Below are 17,368 nucleotides of genomic sequence, written 5' to 3'. Positions count from 1 at the left end.
GGCAAATGAATTTATTTTCAAAAATTTTCAATGCGTTTAAAAGTATACGATTAAACGATAAAAATGTAGTTGTTGGTCAGCAATTAGACTATTTATTAGTCAGTTCGATGTATGCCGAACAGCAATCTGCTTATCTTAATTCGTATGAAACCGGACTCAGTAAAACCACAATAAAAAAGCTTCTAGAAGAATATTGGAGCGTTTTTGATAAAGAAACGGCAATCGAAATACTTGTGGATTTGCAAAATAGAAACGAAGACCAATATATAAATTTCGTTTATGATGCTTTCGAAAATAAAAGCAACTACGTTGCTATTTTAAAATCAAATCTTCCTGCCGAAGACGAAATTTTTAGAGGCTACTTAGATATTTATCGAAATCTAAACAATGTGGTACCTGAACTTATAGAAGAAAATGTCATTGAAGATTTTGCCCAAATAAAAAGAATAAAAGATGCTGCCTGGAATTACGGAAGGGGAGCATTTTTATCACGTTGCTGTTATGAGACGGGGTATCTTTCAGAGTCAGAAATGAAAGAATATCTTAGAAAATCATTTACAGATCTAAAAAAATATTGTAGCACATGGCAGGAATACACCATTAGTTACATTTTTGGAAGAGCACTTTGGGGAGGACCAAACAACAGCGGAATGATTCAGATTGCAGATGATTTACTTCATAACGAAAAAAGCCCTTTAAAGAATAAAAAGTATTTGTAAACGCAAATTCATTTATATTTTAAGAAGAAATAAAATAAAAAAGAGTCGCAAAGTCTAGTGTTTACAACATAGCTTTGCGACTCTTTATTTTGTGAGGTACGTTAGTTTATTCTATTTCTTTCATCATCATTTCCAAAGTTTCTTTCTTTAGATTTCATGCTTTGGTTACCAAATTTATAACTCAGCGAAATTCTGAAACCTCTTGTATCACTATAACTTTTTACGTTAGTTTTAATTCCGTTAGAACTATAGCTAATTAATGGTTTTTGGGCATTCAGTAAATCTTCTCCAAGAAGGGTAATAGACAGGTTTTTCTTCAATGTCAATAATTTAACCGAGATATCTAAAATATTCAAAGTCGAAATATTAAAAATTTGGTAACGTCCCGGAAGCTGTAAACCATAATTAAGACCAATAAATAAGGTTTTGTTTTGGTTGATTGTAAAATCATTATTGCTGTAAATGTATCCGTTATATCCATCAATAGAAGCAATAAAATCTGTTTTTGATTTTACATTTTGATAGTTAAGATTAAATCCTGTAAAACTATTCCACCACGACCATTTATTGAAATTATAAGAAGTCGAAAGTCCAATTTGATACGTATTAGCATAATTTATAGGCGTACTTCTGGTAACATTTGTATCAGGATCGATGATAGATAATTCCTGTCCGAAATCTGAAACCTGAGAAAAATAAACCGAATTCACCCATTTTTGATTTCGGATAAACGAAAATTCAAAATTATCAATCAACGAAGGTTTTAAGTACGGATTTCCTTCAGAATAATAATAAGGACTTGTTTTAATTACAAAAGGATTCAAATAATCAAAATCAGGTCTGCGTATTCTTCGGCTGTAGTTTAACGAGAAAGAATTGTTTTCGTTAGGAACATAAGTTACATAAGCCGTTGGAAAAAACTTCACATAATTATTGGTATTCGTCTGATCGAGATTTTCAGAATAACCTTTGGTTTGAGTCGCTTCCATTCGCAAACCAATCTGAGTTTCCCATTTGGTATTTATTTTTTTGCTTCCGGAAAAATACAAAGCCTGATTGTATTCTTTATAATTAAAAACATTCGACTGATTGGTATTAAAAACAGGGGTTCCCGTTTCGTTGTCGTATACAACCAGATTATTATCGGTATTATTATGAAAAACTTTTGCTCCAAAACTAATATTCGCCCAGTCATAAGGTAAAGTAACATCAATATTGGCCGAGTAATTTTTGATCGTATTCATGTTAGAATTGGTAGAAGAAAAAAAGCTGTTCGGAATAGTATTTTTACCAGCGTCTAATTCATTTCCTGAAAAGAAACGATAATCGTTTTTGTTGTAATCAAAATAATCCAAATCGACAGCAATGTTTTTTCCTAAAGTGTCTAATACAAAAGTATTATGAAAGTTCACAGCATTCATTTTTGGGTTATTTTCGGCATTAACATTCGAAGCAATATACGAATCGATCATTCCGTTTTCGTTATTGTATCGGGTCGTAAATGGACTATTTGAAGCTGTTTTATCTGTAAAACTACCGAGATATTTAACGCCTGTAGTCCATTTACTCGTTAGTTTATAATCAAAACCTAAACCTACGCTCAATACATCAGCAATCGATTTGTTTTTTACTTCCTGTTTCCAGGTTTCATCTTTATAAAAAATATTGCTTTCAGAATTCGTTAATAAGGTTTGTTTTCCTGTACTAACAGAAGCTTCAACAGAAAGATTATCATGATTGTAAGTAAATAGTCCATTCACATTTCCGCCTGCGTATGTTTTTTGAGTGTATGAAGTTCCAATATTCGCATTCCACGAATTCGCTTTTGCTGTTTTTAATTTAATATTAATAAGTCCGCTATTGCCTTCAGCATCATATTTTGCAGGCGGAGTCGTAATGACTTCGATACTTTTAATATTATCTGACGGAATTGATTTAAGAAAGGCTGCCAGATCCTCCTGTGGCATTCTTTGCAAACGATCATCAATCATAACAAGAATTTCACCTTTGCCCACAATCGAAATAATCTCATTCTGAACCCTTACTGTTGGAGTTGCTTTTAATGCATCTAAAGCCGTTCCGCCAGTTGCCGTTACAGAATTTTCGACATTAAAAACAAGTCGGTCCACCTTTTGCTCGATCAGTTTTTTTCTTGTTTTTAAAGTCACGCCTTCAAGTTGAACTGATTCTTTAATTTCGATTACTCCAAGATCAATATTTTGGTTCAGTGTAATTTCTTTGTTGAGATATTCTGTTCCAAATTGTTCCAGTATCAAACGATAATTTCCTTTTTCGGCTTTTATAGAAAAACTTCCCAAACTATCGGTCGTCGCCTGCGCGATTAATTTTTTCTGATTATTTAATAAACTGCTGATTACAAATTCAACAGCTTGTTTATTTTGATTAGTAACTTTTCCTTTAAGTTCGTATTGTTGACCAAAAGAATACGTTTGATATAAAAGTACAAGTAGTAAAAGGCTAATTTTTTTCATGATTTTTGATTTAATTACAGTGCAAAACTGTGCTGAAAAAATCCCGAAAACTACTTTTATCGACAAACCCCCGTGATTAATCTACAAACCCGGCTTTGCACTTTTTTATGAATGTATATCTTTGAAAAAAAATACAAAAGCATGTATAAAGGAACATTATCAAAAAGGGTAGAAGTACTCATTCATATTATATATTGGTTTTTAATGGGGTATTTTACATTTGTCAAAAATCTCGTTTTAGCCAAAAATTATCTGCCTGATTTATTTCTTTCGACCTACATGATCGTATTTGTTTTGACCTTTTACTTTCATTATTTTGTTGTGATGAAATTGGTTTTTAAATCCTTTCAATGGAAAAGATTTTTTGCCGGAGTATTAGTTTCGTATTTCTTTTTTACTTTTTTAAGATGGCTTTTTGAGCAAGTGATAACCAAAATATTATTCGATAAAATAAATTACAACAACCCAACTTTCTTTGGCTATATGGAGGATAATCTGCATTACAGCAGCATGTCTATTATTTTGAGTTCGCTGCTTTGGTTTGTAATTTATTTTATTCGTTTATTAGAATACAATCAGATTATTCTGGAAGAGAATAAGAATACCGAAATCAAATTTCTGAAAGCACAAATTAACCCACATTTTATTTTTAATACATTAAATAACATCTATTCGATGGTTTATTTTCAGTCGGATAAATCTTTGACAGCAATTGAAAAGTTAAGTCAGATCATGCGTTTTACGACCTACGAATCTCAAAAAGAAAAGATTAAACTAACAGATGAAATCGATTATATAAAAGCGTATATCGAGCTCGAACAATTAAGACATCAGGAAAGTACTTGTATTGATTTTAAAGTGGAAACAGAAAATCTTTCTGAAGAAATTCCGCCTTATATTTTATCACCATTAGTCGAAAATGCTTTAAAACATGGCATAACCTCTAATGTAAAACCCATTGTAATTGCTTTAAAATTAGAAGATAAAATACTTAATTTTAAGGTCATAAATGACATCGCTGTACAAAAGAAAGATAAACTGGGAGGCATTGGACTGGACAATCTAAAAAAGAGATTAGAAATTCATTATCCGCAAAAACATCAAATAAAATTAACGAATCAAAATAACCAGTTTACGGCTGAACTTGAAATAGATTTAAAATGAAAAAAATAAATTGTATCATATTAGATGACGAACCATTTGCTGTAAAACTCATGGCGGATTATGCATCAAAAGTGCCAAGATTAAATGTTTTATACGCAGATTCGGATGTTTTTAAAGCAATAGAAATCCTTAATACCGAAGTAGTTGATTTGGTTTTTATCGACATTCAAATGCCACAATTAACTGGTATCGAATTAATGCAAATGTTCAATCAAAAACATAATTTCATTATTACATCAGCTTATCCGGATTATGCTTTAGATGTTTTTCAGTTTCATGTCATTGATTATTTGCTCAAACCAATCGTTTTTAATCGTTTCTATCAAAGCGTCGAGAAATTTATTCGCTGGCAGGAAACTTTTCAAAACCATCAAACCGAAGATTTTCTATTCGTAAAAGCCGACAGAAAACACCATAAAATTGCCACAGAAAATATTCTTTATATCGAAGGCCTAAAAGACTATATCCGAATTCATACAAAAGGCGAAAAAGTGATGGTTTTAGAGAATATGAAAGATATTCTGGAAAAACTTCCCATCAATCAATTTGTGCGTATTCATCGTTCGTTTATTATTCCAAAAAATAAAATAAAAATCATCGAAGGAAACCAAATACAATTAACTAGCGGGGAACAATTACCAATTGGGGAAACTTATAGAAAGCTGGTTAGTGATTGGTTGAGTTAATTAGTTATATTTATTAAAAAAAGCTTTGGAGGGATCTGGAGCTTTTTTTGTTTTAGCTTTAATTGTAAAAAATATCAATCATTTAGTTATAATTAACAAAAATGAAACAAAATGTTAGAATATTTTTTAAGGATTATATTAGTTCTTTAAAACCAATAAAAGCAGGAATCTTGCTAATATATTTAATGTTTTTGTATAGATAAAATACTACGTTTAAGTACTTGATTTTGTTAAATAAAGAACAGAATGTGGGAAACCGTAAAATTCTGAAGTTGTAGTAGTTTAGATTTGTGAGTAAAAAATAAATTGCCCAAATCTACATTGCGTATGAAAAAACTTTACCTACTACTATTTGTTTTTCCATTATTTGCCCACTCCCAGGACATCCTTTGGGAAAAATCATATGGAGGAGCCCATGCCGATTATCTTTTTGATGCCCAGCCAACAGCCGATTACGGTTTTGTTTTGGCCGGGAGTTCTTTGTCTAATAAAACCGGTAATAAAACCGATGATAATCAGGGTGATCTGGATTTCTGGATCTGGAAAATGAATGAAAAAGGTGATCTGGACTGGCAAAAAAGCATTGGCGGAAGCGGATTTGATTTACTTCAAAGTATTAAAAACACCAGAGACGGTGGTTTTATTCTGGCTGGGACTTCAAGTTCCAGCACGGGCTTTCAGAAAAAAGAGGACTGTAAAGGAATTACTGATTTTTGGGTGGTAAAATTGGATGCATCTGGCGGCGAACAATGGCAAAGAACCATTGGAGGTTCAGGCCAGGATGAATTATTATGTGCTTTTCAGACGAAAGACGGAGGCTATATATTGGGAGGTTCTTCAAGCTCTAATCCTCCGGTGATTTCAATCAAACCAGACGCAAAATCCATTACCACTACTAAAGCTGATTTATTTAATAAATCTGAAAAAAGCAGAGGAAATATGGATTATTGGATTGTAAAACTAGACAAACAAGGAGACATCGAATGGCAAAGAACCTATGGAGGTCAATACGCTGATGTTTTGCGAAGTATGGAACAAACCACAGATAACGGATACATTTTGGCCGGATATTCTAATTCTCCCATTTCAGGTGATAAAACAGTAAGTAATAAAGGTATTGGAGACTTTTGGATCATTAAAATAACCGATACTGGCGAAATTCAGTGGCAAAATACTTACGGAGCAGAAGGAGATGACCAGCCCTATGTAATTCATCAGACTAGCGATGAAGGTTATATTGTAGGAGGAAATTCCAACAGCAAAAATGCCCTTACCACCATGGGAGGTATAGTAAGTAACGGAACAGATTACTGGGTATTAAAATTAGCTAGAGATGGAGAGGTTTTATGGAGTAAAACGTATGATTTTGGAAAGGTAGATATTTTGACTTCTTTGGTAGAAAACAAAGATCAGACTTACTTAATAGGCGGTTATGCACAAAGTGAAAACAAACGCCCGAGAGAAGGTATCGTTGGAAAAGCCATGAATATGGTCAATAAAGAAAAAGACGGGATTAACGACTATATCGCTTTAAAGATAGATGAGAAAGGCGAAGAAATCTGGAAGAAAACAGTAGGAAGCGCAGGAGAGGATATTCTTAGAAAGTTAGTAGAGACCCGAGATGGTGGTTATCTCATGGCAGGAACCTCTAATTCAAGCGCATCAAAAGATAAAAATGGAAGTATTGGAGGCAATGACTTTTGGGTAGTAAAACTAAAAGACAAAGAAAAAGTAGAGAAAGTTAAATCCAGTATTGAGGCTATCCCCAATCCTGTAACAACTTTTACCAATGTAATTATTGGTTATGATTTTAAGGAAGGCACAGCCACTTTGGTTGACATGACAGGAAGAATTCTACAGGAATTTGGCATTACCAGCAGAACTGTACCGGTAAATCTAAGCACATATTCAGAGGGAATATATATCATCAAGATCAAAACCGATGTAAAAACCGAATCGGTTAAAGTGATAAAATCAGTGCGATAATTATATTCTAAATTATAATATTTCTCCTTTGGAAGATAATTTAAACTGTAGCAACTCATCATATAATAAAAACATATAATGCAATAAATGTTAATTGGATCTAAATATTTTAATGCTTAGGTAAACAAATGCAATAGAGAGAGCCAATACAAGAATGGTAGATAATCTGATGAAATAAAATTTTTAAAATGTCTTCAGATTGTGATCATTTTTAAATCCTACTAATTCAAAAATTAAATTAAATATGAAAAAATATTATCTTGTTCTTTTATTTCTAGTCAGCCTTTGTTTTTATTCGACTTCAATAATAGCTCAAGCCGAGGAAGGTAGAACGAAGTATGTTCCAGATATAACTGCTACAACTCCTCAAGTAGCTTCTGTGAGTAAAGTAGGTGATATTCCGATAGATATTTCTACTGGTAGAATTAATTATACAATTCCAATATTTGAAATAAAAGAAGGAGATCTTACGATGCCGATTAATTTATCTTATAATTACTCGGGATTACTATTAGACGATACTCCAGGTCATGCAGGAGTAGGTTGGACTTTAAATGTTGGAGGTTCTATACTGCATACAATTAATGGATTGGATGATAATAATAATGAAAACAGTAAAGCATACATTGATGCGTATTATTATTCACGTCCTCCTTTTAATTTAGACTCCCCTAATCTTGATAGTAAAATATCAGAACTTTTAATGAGGCTTTCTACAAAATCAATTGATGGAGAGCCTGATAAATACACCATTAATGTTGGAAATATTAATAGTGTATTTTATATCGATAAAGATGGAAATCCTGTTTTTATAAAAAATGAAAATTATAAGGTAGTTCGTCTGCCAAACAATGGTTTTAAAGTAATTGATGACAGAGGAATCAGTTATACTTTTGATTTAGCAGCCAGGGCTTATAAAACACAAGGAGATCGTTCATATTCTTATACATCTGCATATTTATTAACTGAAATTAATTTTCCAAATACAAATAATAAAATTCAATTTCAATACGATAATCCGATTTCACATTCTGAAAGATATTTAAATGAAACTTTGACCACAACTTCAGATCAATATTCTAATATTTCGCCATCGGCTTCTTTAGAAATATCAGAAACTAATGTAAATATGGATGTTTTAAATCTAAAAAAAATAATATCCAATAAATATATTATTGAATTATCCTATGATTATAATCCGGTAGAACATGGGATTGCTTTAATAAAAAATATAGTAATAAAAAATAATATTAGCAACGAAATTAAGAATTATGGTTTTTCGTATTCACAATGGTATGGAAGAAAAGCTAATTTATTAAACGTAAGCTATAATAATGAGGTTATTAATCAAATGGAGTATGATATGACCATAGATTATCCATTGACTTCAGATTTAGAAAATACTTATTTTAAAAAAGATCTTTGGGGATATTATAATAGTAAAGCTTTGAAACCTACAAATCTTACCAATCCACTTTTTAATCCTAGCATAAGGCCTGATTTTGAAAGTACTAAAATAGGGGCATTAAAAAAAATAACATATCAAACGAAGGGGTATTCTTTAATAGAGTATGAGCCAAATGAAGTATTATTTGATGAAGGGAGAATTAGTTATTATTTGCCTTATGACCCTTCTACAGTTACATATCGCAATTTTTCTACAATAACAGATCAAAGAATTGGTGGTATTGTTGAAAAGACTTTTGAAATAAAAAGAGTTCCTGCTTATATTGATATTGATCACTACAATTTGAGTAATAATATTGCAAATAAAGACGTCTACGAAAAAGACGTTTCTGTTTCTCTATTTTTAGAGGGTAACGAAGCTGCACCAATATTCAAAGACAATCAAAGTTGGTATTGGGAAATGCAATGGTTCCCCGCTAACAGATCTAAAAGCGGATCGCGTGCAAGAATTAAAATTGACAAAATAGGTGTTTATCACTTAAAATCAGAGTCTACAATAGGCGCTATTGCTTCTATTGGAGTAAAAATAGCTGAATATCCTTCTGTTTTTAATGAACCTGTTGGAGGAATTAGAGTAAATAAAATTCAGGATTGTGATTTTGATGGTCAATGTATTACAACAACATATTCTTTTGCTCAAAATGGAAAAAGCAGTGGGGTTATGATTCAAAGACCAAATTTTCATTCAGGTTTTTTCGTTGCGGATGATAGTAATTGCTCAGGTGGAACATATAATAAATACGATTACTATAGTTTTAATAGCGTATATCCGTTGTCTGAATATAGGGGAAGTGCTGTCTTGTATAAAATAGTTGAAAAAAGTAATATTTTTAATAATACTAGTAACGGTAAAACTATTTTTACTTATTTAGGTGGTAATAGTATATTTCCTAGTGAAGATAAATTATTCAAAGTTGGACTTCTTGATAGCGAAATTATAAATGACCAATTAAATAATCTGGTTGAAAAGAATAAAAACTTCTACATTACTGAACGAAGTCCAAACGAGTCTAAATATGTTGCATCAGTTGAGGTTGAGTATGTTAGGGAAGTAAAATATCAAAATGGACTTTCGTCTTCGTGCGTAGTTAGAATTCCAAGACCTTCTTCAAGTTTCAAAGAAAAAGGAATGGTACACAGAGCAATAAATTACATATTAGAAAAACAAGAAACGACCAATTATTATGGTGGCAAAGAGGTGGTTCAAAATACAATTAATAAGTACAATTTTGACACTGGCAATTTAAAAAATCAAACTATAACTAATTCAAAAGGAGAAACATTAGAGACTAAATATTTCTATGCTCAGGATTCTGAAATTACAAATCAACCTTTCATAAATGAGTTAAAAGATAAAAATATAGTTAGTGTTCCACTTAATGTCTTGACTTATAATGGCGTAAATAAATTATCAGAACAAAAGACAGAATACGCTAATGATGCCTCAACATCTAGTTTACTCTTACCAAAATATATTTATTCAAAAAAAGGATCAGGAAATATAGAGGCTAGTGTTGATAAAAAAATTACCTACGATTTGTATGACGATAAAGGAAATATACTACAATATACTTTAGATGGAGCAACTTCTACATCTATTATTTGGGGCTATAACAAAACACAACCCATTGCTAAAATAGAAAATGTTACTTATGATCAAATTGCCAGTTATGTTGCTAATTTACAAAGTTTATCTGATGTAGATAATGATAATTGTATGTCAGGTAGTTGTAAAGAGCAAATGTTACGAAATGCGTTAAACTCTTTCAGAAACTATTTTCCTCAGAGTATGATTATTACTTATACTTACAATCCGCTTGTTGGTGTTACTAGTGTAACAGATGTTAAAGGAATTTCTTCTTATTATGAATATGATTCATTTGGGAGATTAAAATTTGTAAAAGATAAAGATTTAAATGTAATTCAAAAATATTGCTATAATTACAAAGGCCAACAAATAGATTGTAGTGATAATAGTTCAACAAGTGTAATTTCATATAGAAGTGCTTCTAGAACAGGCTCTTTTACAAAGAATAATTGTACTACGGGAGGTGTAGGTTCAAGCACGGAATATACCCTTGCTGAAGGAGCTGTAATTTCGAATATTTCTCAAAGCGATGCTGATTCTCAAGCACAGCTAAAACTTAATATAGAAGGACAAGCCTATGCAAACACCAGTCCTTCAGTAAAATGTAATTTTAAGAATACTTCTCAAAGCAGATTAATTACAAGAAACAATTGTGCTTCCGGAGGTACTCCTGCTAGTGTCACTTATACAGTTGCTGCAGGAGTTTATAGCTCTAATATTTCTCAGGCCGATGCTGATGCTCAGGCTCAGAATGAGATCGATAATAATGGGCAGGCATTTGCGAATAATGATAACAATGCAAAATGTACTTTTAAGAATTCTATTCAAAGCAGGGTGATTACACGAAACAACTGCGCCGTAGGGAGTAGTCCTGCTAGTGTCACTTATACAGTTGCAGCTGGAATTTATAGTTCAGATGTTTCTCAGGCTGCGGCTGATGCTTTAGCTATAACTCAAATCGATAATAACGGACAGGCATTTGCAAATAATGATGCTAATGCAAAATGTATTTTTTCGAATACTGCTCAAAGCCGATTAATTACAAGAAATAATTGTGCCGCCGGAGGCTCTCCTGCCAGTGTTTGGTATACAGTTGCCGCGGGAATTTACAGTTCAGATGTTTCTCAGGCTGCTGCCGATGCTCAGGCTATAGCTCAAATTGATGCCAACGGACAAGCATTTGCCAATAGTGATGCCAATGCAAAATGTACTTTTTGGAATACGACCCAAAGCCGATTAATTACAAGAAATAATTGTGCCGCCGGAGGCTCTCCTGCCAGTGTTTGGTATACAGTTGCCGCGGGAATTTACAGTTCAGATGTTTCTCAGGCAGCTGCTGATGCTCAAGCTGTAGCACAAATCGATAATAACGGGCAGGCATTTGCCAATAGTGATGTCAATGCAAAATGTACTTTTTGGAATACAGCTCAAAGCCGATTAATTACAAGAAACAATTGTGCCGCCGGAGGTTCACCTGCGAGTGTTTGGTATACCGTTGCAGCAGGTATTTACAGTTCAGATGTTTCTCAGGCAGCGGCTGATACTCAGGCTACAGCTCAAATTGATGCCAACGGACAGGCATTTGCTAATAATGATGCCAATGCAAAATGTACTTTTTGGAATACATCGCAAAGTGGTTCAATAGCCAGAAATAATTGTGCAGCTGGCGGTACTCCGGAAACAGTTACTTATACAGTTCCGGCAGGACGTTATTTTTCTTATGATTCTCAGGCATTGGCCGATGCTCAGGCGCAAACAGAAATTAATAATAATTTACAAACATTTGCAAATAATAATGGAAATTGTACTTTTTGGAATACTTCGCAAAGCGGTTCAATAACAAGAAATAATTGTGCTCCAGGAGGTTCTCCAGAAACAGTTACTTATACAGTTCCGGCAGGACGTTACCTCTCTTACTATTCTCAGGAAGTGGCCGATGCCCAGGCTCAAGCTGAAATCTACAATAATGTACAGTCTTATGCTAATGCAAATGGAAAATGTACTTTCTGGAATACTTCTAAAAGTGGTTCAATAGCCAGAAATAATTGTGCAGCCGGCGGCACACCGGAAACAGTTACTTACACAGTTCCGGCAGGACGTTATTTCTCATATGATTCTCAAGCATTGGCCGATGCTCAGGCTCAGTCCGAGATAAATGCCAATGTACAAACATTTGCTAATGCCAACGGGAGATGTACTTTCTGGAATACTTCTAAAAGTGGTTCAATAGCCAGAAATAATTGTGCAGCCGGCGGTACTCCGGAAACAGTTACTTATACAGTTCCGGCAGGACGTTATTTCTCTTATGATTCTCAAGCATTGGCCGATGCTCAGGCTCAAACAGAAATCAATAATAATATACAGTCTTATGCTAATGCGAATGGAAAATGTACTTTTTGGAATACTTCTAAAAGTAGTTCAATAACCAGAAATAATTGCGAAGCTGGTGGTACACCGGAAACAGTTACTTACACAGTTACTGCAGGAAGATATTTCTCTTATGATTCTCAAGCTTTAGCTGATTCGCAGGCTCAAATAGAAATAAATAATAATGGACAGGCATATGCAAATGCCAACGGAAAATGTACTTTTTGGAATAATGTTAAAAGGGTGTCATTTACAAAGAATAACTGCGAATCGGGAGGTACACCTGAAACAGTTAAATATACTGTTGTAGCAGGAAAATATAGTTCAACTATTTCACAATTAGATGCAGATTCTCAAGCTCAAAGTGATATCGATAATAACGGGCAGAATTATGCAAATACTAATGGGAAATGTACTTTCTATAGTATTGCTAAAAATGGTTCGTTTACAAAGAATGATTGTACTTCGGGCACCATAGGATCTAACGTAAGTTACAGTCAGTCAGCAGGTATAGTTACTTCGACAATTTCTCAAGCTGATGCAAATGCTAATGGTTTAACTAAATTTTATGCAGATGGACAGGCATATGCAAATGCAAATGGAATTTGTAATTCTGTAATTATAACGAATAGTTGTACTTTAAATTTTAATAGAGTATCAGGATCTTGTAGTATGTATAAAAATGGATCAAAATATTTAACAGCAAATTCGTCAGGTAGTTATAATGGTACATTAGCAACAGGAGATACTTTTTATGTGGTAGTAAATGGAGGAACGGGGTTTTATAAAGGGATAACAATTACAAGTTCTGTTAGAGGTGTATTATATGACTATGGGCCTAATAAAGGAGTTAGTTCTGCGACTTCAACAGCATTTACAAAAGTTGGTTCGGAAGTTATAACAATAGATTGTATTTCAACAGATATGTTGTAGAAGTAAATTAAAGATACAACAACATTAATTTTTGAGAAATGTTTAGTCACAAGTTGATAAAAGATACCTTATTAAATAAATTTACATGAAAAAATATATACTAGTATTGATTTTGTTTTCCTTTACAGATATGAGCCTACAGGCGCAGACTTTTAGCGATGACAATTTTGTGTATACGGTTACGCCAAAAAAGCCAGTCAAGTCTGGAAATTTTGATTCCTTAACAAAAAAGGAGAAGAGTCAAAATGTGACTTATTACGACGGATTAGGACGTCCTGTACAAAGTATTGCTATTGGTCTGGGAGGAAATGGTGAAGATGTTATAACTCCTGTAAGATATGATGGCTTTGGAAGGCAAGATAAAGAGTATTTACCATATTGGATATCTAATTCTACTACAAGCTACCCAAGAGTAGTCATGACAGCGTCAGAAAGTGAGCTTGATAGGGTTTATAATATTGGTAAATATGAGAATACCGCCAATGCTTTCTCTCAAAAACAATATGAGCTTTCTCCTTTAAACCGGGTTTTAAAACAAGCAGCTCCGGGAACTTCCTGGGCTATGGGGAGTGGTCATGAAATCAAACTCGATTACCAAACCAATAAATCAGCCGATGGCGTAAAATTATATAAAGCCATTGCAACGTGGCAGGCAGGTCAGGGATTGTATGAAATTAGTTTTTCAGACGACGGAACCTATGCCGAAAATGAATTATACAAAACTGTAACTTTTGATGAAAATTCAGGAGCAAATCCAAGTGAATCTTCAGGTTCTACGGTAGAATTTAAAAATAAAGAAGGACAGATAATTCTTAAGCGAACTTACGATTCTGGAGAAAAACACGATACGTATTACGTATATGATATTTACGGAAATCTGACTTATGTATTGCCACCAAAAGTAGCTAGCGCCATCAACGATGATGTTTTAAACGGTTTATGTTATCAATATAAATATGATAATCGCAATCGTTTGGTCGAGAAAAAATTACCCGGAAAGCAATGGGAATTTATTGTTTATGATAAACTGGATCGCCCCGTGGCCACTGGTCCTGCATTTTCGCCTTTTAAAGATGAGAATGCAGAGGGCTGGCTTATTACCAAATATGATGCTTTTAGTCGTCCGATTTATACGGGTTGGTACAATCAATCATCGAATTCGGTAATACGAAAATCATTGCAGGATGCGCAAAACCTGGCGACTGTTTTGTTCGAAACCAAACAAACATCAGGAACAATAGATGAAATTCCTGCATATTACAGCAATGCTATTGCACCTATCAATTTTAGACTCCTAACGGTTAATTATTATGATAATTATGAATATCCCAATCCACCATCTATACCTACAAAGATCGAGGGGCAGGATGTTTTAACAAATGCAAAAGGTTTGGCTACAGGAAGCTGGACAAGAGTCTTGACAACAGCTTTAGCTAAGTTGGGAGAAACTACAAGTACAATATACGATGACAATGGCCGACCAATACGCACAAGAACGCAAAACCATTTTGACGGTTATACCATTACAGATAGTAAACTGGACTTTACAGGAAAAGCACTTTATACCATTACCGAACATAAAAGAACGTCAGGAGATACTAAGCTTATTGTACGAGAAGAGTTCACTTATTCTGCCCAAGATCGTTTACTGACTCACACGCATCAAATTAATGGTGGAATTGTTCAGCTTTTGGAAGCAAACAAATATGATGAATTGGGGCAATTAGAAAGTAAAAATGTAGGTGACACTATTGGTAATTCAAGACAAAAAGTTGATTTTACTTATAATATCAGAGGCTGGCTTACCGGGATTAATAATATAGATAATCTGGAAGAAAGTAGTGATCCAAAGGATTTATTTGCTTTTAATATTAATTATAACAAGCAACCTGGCAATTCAGCGGTTGATGCTTTATATAACGGTAATATCGCCGAAACTTTCTGGAAAACGGCATCAGATTATTCATTGCGTTCGTATGGCTATCAATACGATGATCTTAACCGATTAAAAAACGCCATTTATCGCAAGCCTAATGATGCAATTCCTGACTCTGGAGCTTACAATGAGAGTTTAGATTATGATAAAAACGGAAATATTAAATCATTGCAAAGGTACGGAGACAGTGATGCGCCGGGTATTGTTTTTAAAATAGATGAGCTAACGTACGGTTATGCAGATGAAAATTCAAACCGCTTGGCAAAAGTTACAGAAGGTTTGGGCGGAAACGATCATAAAGGTTTTATAGATGGAAATAAAGTCGGCGATGATTATACGTATGATGACAACGGAAATCTGACCGCTGACAAGAATAAAAGCATTACCAAAATAGAATACAACCATCTTAATTTACCTAAGAAAATTACTTTTGGAACCACTGGAACTATTGAGTACATTTACAACGCAGCGGGACAAAAACTAGAGAAAATTGTAACAGATAACAGTGTTGTAACCAATACCAATTATCTGGGAGGTTTTCAGTACAAAGACAATGTTTTACAGTTTTTCCCAACATCAGAAGGTTATGTGAAAAATGAGACAGGCGTTCTTTCGTATGTATTTCAGTACAAAGATCATTTAGGGAATGTACGCATGAATTATGCTAAAAATCCAGTAACCCAGGTACTTGAAATTATTGAAGAGAATAATTATTATCCTTTTGGGTTAAAACATGAAGGATATAATGATTATTTGCCAACTAATAATAAATATAAGTTCCAAGGCCAAGAGCGTCAGGATGAGCTATCACTGGGCTGGGATAGCTTTAAGTATAGAAACTATGATTATGCTCTTGGTAGATTTATGAATGTTGATCCCTTAACAGAAAAATATACGGACTGGAGTCCATATGTGTTTAGTGGAAACCGAGTTATAGATTGTAGAGAACTTGAAGGACTTGAACCAATTGTAGCTAGAAAAGGAACTCAAAATTTAATATTAGTAAATCAAGGATTCGCAGGTGAAGCCCCAAAGGGTGCTTCACAAGCACAAAATGCAGGTAAAACAGATTCAGAACTTGGAATTGATTATTCAGGTTTAGGTAAATTTACAGGTCTCGACAATGAAAGAACAGGAACGCAGGTCGGGGTGTTTGCTTCATCTCAAGGTGATGATACTAAGAAAGATATTGCCACCACTATTAAAAATTTTAGATCGCAAAATAAAAATGGTAGGGTAATAGTTGTCGGACATAGCTTAGGAGCAGACAATTTAATTGAAATGGCTAATGAAAATCCGAGTTTGAAAATTGATTATATGTTAACAATTGATACGGCCGATGATTATGACGATGATAATATTCCAAGTAATGTAAAAAATATTGTTAACTATTATGTTAAAAATGGAGGGGTGTTTGGAGCAGCAATAGGAGGTGAAGATGTTGAAATTAATGATCCAGCTAAAACTAATGGGATTAATGTTCCTGTTATAAGTACTCATAGACAAATAGATAACGATTATATTCAAAATTTTTTAAACAGAGTTATAACATATTTAAATCAGCAGTCTAATGATAAAAAAAAATAATATACTAATTATATTCATAATTAATTTTCTAGCCACATTACTTGTTTGGATTAGTTTAATTATGAATGAAATACTATGGGATAATTTATTGAAATTTTTAATAGCAATATTTGTTTTTAACAGCATTTCAATTATTATAGTATTACTTAATAAGAAAAAAATAGATTCGAATTGGTTTAGGCTTTTTATTTTATTGAGCATCTTACTTTATTGTTTCCAGTTTTTTTACTTGAAAATGTATTTTGATTTGAATGTAAGAGATTGATTGAATATATTTATCTGGCTAGTTTGGTAGTGTTTCAAAGTTAGTGATATAAGATTTTAGATTTCTAACCTTTTGAAATTGAACAAATTTTAGAAATAAAACAAAAAAGATGAGCAGTGATGCTCATCTTTTTTGTTTTATTATTGCCTTAAATGTGCTAAAATGAATAAAAAATTCG

7 protein-coding genes are annotated in these 17,368 nt (G+C 33.2%); 6 read left to right on the top strand and 1 reads right to left on the bottom strand.

Translation table 11 applies throughout. The annotated features are described in order from the left end of the window. The first annotated feature begins 5 nt into the window (after positions 1-5). Positions 6-719 carry a DUF1266 domain-containing protein gene (locus L0669_RS18910; protein ID WP_263759395.1) on the top strand — a complete coding sequence of 238 codons (714 nt, stop codon included), beginning with the start codon at positions 6-8 and terminating at the stop codon, positions 717-719. 101 nt (positions 720-820) lie between these two features. Here L0669_RS18910 and L0669_RS18905 read toward each other — a convergent pair whose 3' ends face one another. Beyond that, the gene (locus L0669_RS18905) at positions 821-3,211 is read right to left on the bottom strand and encodes a TonB-dependent receptor domain-containing protein (RefSeq protein WP_263759394.1); all 2,391 of its coding nucleotides are present in this window, start codon (positions 3,209-3,211) and stop codon (positions 821-823) included. Positions 3,212-3,352: 141 nt separating this feature from the next. Here L0669_RS18905 and L0669_RS18900 point away from each other — a divergent pair, with 141 nt between their 5' ends. The 5 genes from L0669_RS18900 to L0669_RS18880 all read left to right on the top strand — a co-directional run bounded on the left by L0669_RS18900 (position 3,353) and on the right by L0669_RS18880 (position 16,925). Beyond that, positions 3,353-4,375 (top strand): sensor histidine kinase, encoded by a 1,023-nt coding sequence (locus L0669_RS18900; protein WP_263759393.1) that lies wholly within the window; start codon positions 3,353-3,355, stop codon positions 4,373-4,375. Further along, positions 4,372-5,061 carry a LytR/AlgR family response regulator transcription factor gene (locus L0669_RS18895; RefSeq protein WP_263759392.1) on the top strand — a complete coding sequence of 230 codons (690 nt, stop codon included), beginning with the start codon at positions 4,372-4,374 and terminating at the stop codon, positions 5,059-5,061. The genes L0669_RS18900 and L0669_RS18895 overlap by 4 nt, the downstream gene beginning before the upstream one ends. A 327-nt stretch (positions 5,062-5,388) precedes the next feature. Further along, positions 5,389-7,047: a T9SS type A sorting domain-containing protein gene (locus tag L0669_RS18890; RefSeq protein WP_263759391.1), complete on the top strand. Its 1,659-nt coding sequence runs from the start codon at positions 5,389-5,391 to the stop codon at positions 7,045-7,047. A gap of 244 nt (positions 7,048-7,291) precedes the next feature. Then, positions 7,292-13,402, top strand: coding sequence for a DUF5977 domain-containing protein (locus L0669_RS18885; RefSeq protein WP_263759389.1), 6,111 nt, complete (start codon positions 7,292-7,294; stop codon positions 13,400-13,402). A gap of 85 nt (positions 13,403-13,487) precedes the next feature. Beyond that, positions 13,488-16,925 (top strand): DUF6443 domain-containing protein, encoded by a 3,438-nt coding sequence (locus L0669_RS18880; RefSeq protein WP_263759388.1) that lies wholly within the window; start codon positions 13,488-13,490, stop codon positions 16,923-16,925. Positions 16,926-17,368 lie beyond the last annotated feature (443 nt).

It is taken from the genome of Flavobacterium bizetiae, assembly GCF_024271895.1.
Taxonomy (GTDB): domain Bacteria; phylum Bacteroidota; class Bacteroidia; order Flavobacteriales; family Flavobacteriaceae; genus Flavobacterium; species Flavobacterium bizetiae.
This window is presented reverse-complemented; position numbering and strand designations above follow the sequence as displayed.

What these genes read in the sequence shown, in the direction of transcription:
- L0669_RS18885 (WP_263759389.1), top strand. Translation starts at nt 7,292, where the DNA reads ATGAAAAAATATTATCTTGTTCTTTTATTTCTAGTCAGCCTTTGTTTT.
- L0669_RS18880 (WP_263759388.1), top strand. Translation starts at nt 13,488, where the DNA reads ATGAAAAAATATATACTAGTATTGATTTTGTTTTCCTTTACAGATATG.
- L0669_RS18895 (WP_263759392.1), top strand. Translation starts at nt 4,372, where the DNA reads ATGAAAAAAATAAATTGTATCATATTAGATGACGAACCATTTGCTGTA.
- L0669_RS18910 (WP_263759395.1), top strand. Translation starts at nt 6, where the DNA reads ATGAATTTATTTTCAAAAATTTTCAATGCGTTTAAAAGTATACGATTA.
- L0669_RS18890 (WP_263759391.1), top strand. Translation starts at nt 5,389, where the DNA reads ATGAAAAAACTTTACCTACTACTATTTGTTTTTCCATTATTTGCCCAC.
- L0669_RS18900 (WP_263759393.1), top strand. Translation starts at nt 3,353, where the DNA reads ATGTATAAAGGAACATTATCAAAAAGGGTAGAAGTACTCATTCATATT.
- L0669_RS18905 (WP_263759394.1), bottom strand. Translation starts at nt 3,211, where the DNA reads ATGAAAAAAATTAGCCTTTTACTACTTGTACTTTTATATCAAACGTAT.